1 protein-coding gene is annotated in these 923 nt (G+C 45.5%); it reads left to right on the top strand.

From position 1 onward, the window contains the following. Positions 1-317: 317 nt before the first annotated feature. Positions 318-923, top strand: a 606-nt coding sequence (locus MTBBW1_RS27225; protein WP_139786942.1) for an IS110 family transposase, incomplete at its 3' end; no start/stop codon positions are given.

The raw sequence follows: 923 nt of genomic DNA on the forward strand, positions 1-923 counted from the left end.
CCCTCATGGCTCGATTCCGTCACCCCCGAGGATGAAAAACATGAAATAATGCTTACTATACCCTATATGTTTTTGCTTCGGGTAGGCCCATTGTTCGAGTTTTTTTATAGTGGCTTATTATACCCTGATGAGTAAACTGAACAGGAATTTTGATTCGTACCCCCGATTGTTTCATATACGCACCTCAGTCAATTTGGTTGCGTATATTGAACGTACGGTAAAATGGCCTGCACTGTTTAAGTGTATGGATTTTTCAAAATTTTGACCTACCCCTGCAAAAATTTACGATCAACCCGAAATTCGCTTGGAGGTGTATTATGTCGGATTTAGAACCGATCGTCAAACGTTGTGCCGGGCTAGACATCCATAAGATGATTATTGTCGCAACCGTATTGGTGGAGCAGGCAGATGGTACGTTCCAAAAAGAGACCCGGGAATTCGGTACATTCAGGAAACACCGCCGTCAGCTTTGCCGCTGGCTCATAAATCACGAAGTTGAGTTGGTGATAATGGAAAGTACCGGCATTTTCTGGAAAAGTGTTTACGATGTTCTTGAAAAGGCCGGAATCAAGACCTATGTCGTAAACGCGAGACATGTCAAGAATGTCCCGGGTCGAAAAACAGATGTAATGGACAGCGAGTGGCTTGCTGTCCTCGGCAGGGCCGGTCTCTTGAAGCCAAGCTTCATTCCCCCCAAAGACTTGCGCGAACTGCGTCTGATAGGTCGTCAAAGAATGAAGGTTAAAGATATGTTGGCTGCGGAAAAAAATCGGCTTCATAAAATACTTGATGATGCCGGTATTCGCCTGGGCGGGGTAGTCAGCGACATCAATGGTATCTCTGCGCAAGAGATGATTGATGGTTTGATTGATGGCCGTCCAATCAAAGAGCTGGTGGAATGTGCCCGTGGTCGTTTGAAATCT

The sequence above is a fragment of the Desulfamplus magnetovallimortis genome, assembly GCF_900170035.1.
GTDB lineage: Bacteria > Desulfobacterota > Desulfobacteria > Desulfobacterales > Desulfobacteraceae > Desulfamplus > Desulfamplus magnetovallimortis.